We start from the raw sequence: 243 nt of genomic DNA, 5'->3' as shown, positions 1-243 counted from the left end.
GCCCGGATCTCCTCGGGAACCTCTGAGCGCGGATTGTCGTCGGTGACGGCAACGAACTCGGCGCCGCGGGCGGCCACCTCACCCATGATCGGGCGCTTACCGGTGTCGCGGTCCCCGCCCGCTCCGACGACAACGGCGATCCGGCCCTCGCTCTGACCGCGAAGGGTGCCGATGACGGCCTCGAGCGCAGCGGGCTTGTGGGCGTAGTCGACAACGGCCAGGAACGATTGCCCGCGGACCACC

Annotated in this window: 1 protein-coding gene; it reads right to left on the bottom strand. The window is 70.8% G+C overall.

What is annotated here, in order from left to right:
* A partial coding sequence (locus SB754_RS22475; RefSeq protein WP_410784488.1) for a glutamate ligase domain-containing protein occupies positions 1-243 on the bottom strand: 243 nt, incomplete at both ends.

This window comes from Leifsonia sp. SIMBA_070, from assembly GCF_046534635.1.
Classification (GTDB): domain Bacteria; phylum Actinomycetota; class Actinomycetes; order Actinomycetales; family Microbacteriaceae; genus Leifsonia.
The sequence above is the reverse complement of the archived record's forward strand: the minus strand, read 5'-3'. Positions and strand labels throughout refer to the sequence as shown.